Origin of the sequence: Xanthomonas sp. SHU 308 (assembly GCF_000364645.1) — a bacterium.
Lineage (GTDB): Bacteria > Pseudomonadota > Gammaproteobacteria > Xanthomonadales > Xanthomonadaceae > Xanthomonas_A > Xanthomonas_A sontii.
The window spans coordinates 1-4042 of sequence record NZ_AQOK01000319.1; the positions used below are offsets into that span (position 1 = coordinate 1).

Genomic DNA, 4042 nt, shown 5'->3' on the forward strand with positions numbered 1-4042 from the left:
CGCTGCCGGGATCCCGGCGGCCGCGGCGCTGGCGGCGGTGCCGACCTTCCCCGCCCCGCAGAACGACGAACAATTGACGCAGCTGCGCGACGAACTGTCGCTGATGCGGCAGATGATCGAGCGCGAGATGAACCGCCTCACCGACGAGCGCCTGCGCGGCTCGCCGGTCCGCGCCCAGGCGCTGGAGCTGATGGACGACTACGGCTTCGACAGCGGCATCACCCGCGACGTGGTCATGCAGATCCCCGCCGACCTGGAGCTGCACCGCGGCCGCGGGCTGATGCTGGGCCTGCTGTCCAGGCGCCTGCCGATCGCCGCGCTGGACCCGCTCGAGGAAGGCGGCGTGATCGCCCTGATCGGCCCGACCGGCGCCGGCAAGACCACCACCATCGCCAAGCTGGCCTCGCGCTTCCTGGAGCGCCATGCCGCCCGCGACGTGGCCCTGGTCACCACCGACACCATCCGCGTCGGCGGCCGCGAACAGTTGCACAGCTACGGCCGCCAGCTCGGCATCGCCGTGCACGAGGCCGACAGCGACGCCGCGCTGCAGCAGCTGCTGGAGCGCCTGGCCGACTACAAGCTGGTGCTGATCGACACCGCCGGCATGGGCCAGCGCGACCGCGCCCTGGCCGCCCAGCTGCACTGGCTGCGCGCCTCGCGGGTGGTCCGATCCTTGCTGGTCCTTCCCGCCAACGCCCATTTCTCCGACCTGGACGAGGTGGTGCGCCGGTTCGCCGGCGCCGACCCACAGGGGGTCATCCTGACCAAGTTGGACGAGACCGGGCGGTTCGGCAGTGCCTTGTCGGTGGTCGTGGACCACCGCCTCCCCATCACCTGGGTGACCGATGGACAGCGTGTGCCGGACGACCTGCACCGCGCCAACGCCGCCAGCCTGGTATTGCGCCTTGAAGATTTGCGGCGCCCTGCCGATAAGCCCTGTACTCCGGAGCAGACCCATGCCGTCGCGTGACTACGTCAATCTGACCAATGCCTTCCCCCTGTCGGCGACGCGCAGCGAACCGCTGGGTCCGGTGCGCACCATCGCCGTGACCGGCGGCAAGGGCGGCGTGGGCAAGACCAACATCTCGGTGAACCTGTCCATGGCGCTGGCCGACATGGGCAAGCGCACCCTGCTGCTGGACGCCGACCTGGGCCTGGCCAACGTCGACGTGCTGCTCGGGCTGACCCCCAAGTTCACCGTGGCCGACCTGGTGGCCGGGCGCTGCACCCTGGAAGAGGTGCTGATCGACATGCCCAACGGGCTCATGGTGGTGCCCGCCGCCTCCGGCCGCCGCTACATGGCCGAGCTGCCGCCGGCCCAGCACGTCGGCCTGGTCAACGTGTTCTCCGAGCTGCAGCGCGAGCTGGACGTGATGATCGTCGACACCGCCGCCGGCATCACCGACAGCGTGCTGACCTTCTGCCAGGCCGCGCAGGACGCGGTGGTGGTGGTCTGCGACGAGCCGGCCTCGATCACCGACGCCTACGCCCTGATCAAGGTCCTCTCGCGCGAGCGCGGCGTGGACCGGGTGCAGATCGTCGCCAACATGGTCCGCGACCTCAACGAAGGCCGCCTGCTGTACGACAAGCTCAGCCGGGTCTGCGAGAAGTTCCTAGGCGACGTGTCGCTGAACTACCTGGGCTGCGTGCCGCAGGACGACTGGCTGCGACTGTCGGTGCAGCGCCAGCAGCCGGTGGTCAAGGCCTACCCGTCCAGCCCGTCGGCGCAGGCGATCTCCGAGATCGCCCGGCGCACCGCACGCTGGCAGGCGCCGACCGCACCACGCGGCAACGTCGAGTTCTTCGTCGAACGCATCATCCAGCGCGGGGTGGCCGCATGAACGCCGCAGCCCACTACCGCGCCGTCCAGCGCAACAGCGCCAACGACTACATCACCCAGCACTCGGACCTGGTCCGGCGCATCGCCCACCACCTGGCCGCGCGCCTGCCAGCCAGCGTCGAGATCGACGACCTGATCCAGGCCGGCATGATCGGCCTGATCGAGGCCTCGCGCAGCTACGACGCCGAACAGGGCGCCTCGTTCGAGACCTACGCCTCGATCCGCATCCGTGGCGCGATGATCGACGAGATCCGCCGCGGCGACTGGGTGCCGCGCTCGGTGCACCGCCGCGCCCGCGACGCCGCCTCGGCGATCCGCAAGATCGAACAGAGCACCGGCCGCGCCGCCGCCGCCAACGAAGTGGCCGCGGCGATGGACATGCCGCTTCCCGAATACCTGCGTTTGATGGAAGATGCCGCCCGCGGCCAGGTACTGAGCCTGGAGTCGCGCATCGAGGACCATGGCGAGCTGGATACCATCGCCAAGGGCGGACCCAATCCGCAGCAGATGCTCGAGCGCAGCGAATTCGGCCGCGAGCTGGGCAAGGCCATCGCGCAGTTGCCCGAACGCGAGCAGTTGGTGCTGTCGCTGTACTACGAGCAGGAATTGAACCTCAAGGAAATCGGCGCGGTGCTCGGGGTCAGCGAGTCGCGCGTGTGTCAGATCCATGGCCAGGCCACGGTACGGTTGCGCGGACGCCTGAAGGCGTTCGAGGTCGCCGATGCCGGTCTGGAAGACGAAGAATAGGAACCCTTAGGAGTCAGTGGTGAACAAGAACATGCGGATTTTGATCGTGGACGATTTCTCGACGATGCGACGCATCGTCAAGAATCTGCTCGGCGATCTGGGCTTCACCAATACCGCCGAGGCCGAAGACGGCAACAGCGCCCTGGCCGCGCTGCGCTCGGCGCCGTTCGAGTTCGTGGTCACCGACTGGAACATGCCGGGCATGACCGGCATCGATCTGCTGCGCAACATCCGCGCCGACGACAAGCTCAAGCACCTGCCGGTACTGATGGTCACCGCCGAGGCCAAGCGCGAGCAGATCATCGAGGCCGCGCAGTGCGGCGTGAACGGCTACATCATCAAGCCGTTCACCGCGCAGACGCTGCAGGAGAAGCTGGGCAAGATCTTCGAACGCCTGGGAGCGACCGCCTAAATGGAAGCCACCGCCGAACGTACCGCCCTGATCGAACGCCTGCAAGGCGCGCTGGACGCGCTGGAGAACGGCGACGAGGCCGGCTGGCGCAGGGAGATCGACACCCTCGCCGCCTGGCGCACGCGGCCGATGATGCAGGGCCTGAGCCGGCTCGCGCGCGATCTGGGGCAGGCGCTCGGCGAACTGCCGGTGGTGCCCAGCGAGGCCGGCGAGCTGGACGACGCCTGCTCGCGCCTGGACCACGTGGTGGAGATGACCGAACAGGCCAGCCACCGCACCCTGGACCTGGCCGAGGAATGCCGTGCGCTGGCCGACCAGCTCGCCGCCGGCGGCCTCAGCGGCGACCAGAGCGAGATCCTCGACAAGATCCGCCACAACCTCACCGAAATGGCCCTGGCGCAGAGCTTCCAGGACCTGACCGGGCAGATCATCCGTCGCGTCGCCGGCATCGTGCGCCGCGTGCACGAAGGCTTCGGCGCGCTGGGTCTGCCGCCGAAGGAAGAAAACAAGAAGGCCGACGGCAGCCTGGCCGGCCCGGCCCTGCCCGGCCTGGACCGCCACGGCGTGTCGCAGAACGACGCCGACGACCTGCTCTCGGGCCTGGGACTGTAACTCTATGAGCGCCGTACCCGACGACATCGCTGCCGACTTCATCATCGAGGCCCAGGAGATCCTGGACCGGCTCGGCGAGCAGTTGGTGTCGCTGGAGCAGGCGCCCGAGGACAGCGGCCAGCTCAACGCCGTGTTCCGCGGCTTCCACACGCTCAAGGGCGGTGCCGGTTTCCTGGCGATCAACGCCATGGTCGAGCTGTGCCACGCCGCGGAGGAAACCCTGGGCATGGCCCGTGCCGGCCAGGCCACCCTGCAGGCGCGGCACTTCGACGCCGCGCAGCAGTCGCTGGACTACCTGCAGTCGATGCTCGATGCCTTCGGCAGCGGCCAGGAGCCGCCGCGCGCGCCGCCGGAGCTGATCGCGCAGTTCGACGCGCACGGCGACGACGCACCGGCGCCGGCACCCGCGAAGAGCGCCGCGCCCGCGCCCG

General features: G+C 69.3%; 6 protein-coding genes. All 6 read left to right on the forward strand.

The features are described 5' to 3' along the window. Positions 1-970, forward strand: a 970-nt coding sequence (gene flhF / locus D588_RS0111290; RefSeq protein WP_017916056.1) for a flagellar biosynthesis protein FlhF, incomplete at its 5' end; no start/stop codon positions are given. Next, complete coding sequence (locus D588_RS0111295; RefSeq protein ID WP_010341540.1) at positions 957-1841, forward strand: P-loop NTPase; 885 nt, start codon at positions 957-959, stop codon at positions 1839-1841. The genes flhF and D588_RS0111295, both read left to right, overlap by 14 nt. Then, entirely contained in the window at positions 1838-2587 is a 750-nt protein-coding gene (locus tag D588_RS0111300) for an RNA polymerase sigma factor FliA (protein ID WP_010341541.1), read from the forward strand. Before D588_RS0111295 ends, D588_RS0111300 begins: the two co-directional genes overlap by 4 nt. A gap of 19 nt (positions 2588-2606) precedes the next feature. Further along, a complete protein-coding gene (cheY, locus tag D588_RS0111305; protein ID WP_010341542.1) occupies positions 2607-2999 on the forward strand; it encodes a chemotaxis response regulator CheY in 393 nt (130 codons plus the stop codon). Then, the gene (locus tag D588_RS0111310; protein WP_017916057.1) at positions 3000-3611 is read left to right on the forward strand and encodes a protein phosphatase CheZ; all 612 of its coding nucleotides are present in this window, start codon (positions 3000-3002) and stop codon (positions 3609-3611) included. 4 nt (positions 3612-3615) lie between these two features. Continuing rightward, positions 3616-4042 (forward strand): Hpt domain-containing protein (locus tag D588_RS0111315; RefSeq protein ID WP_026143603.1); only part of this gene is annotated, 427 nt, incomplete at its 3' end.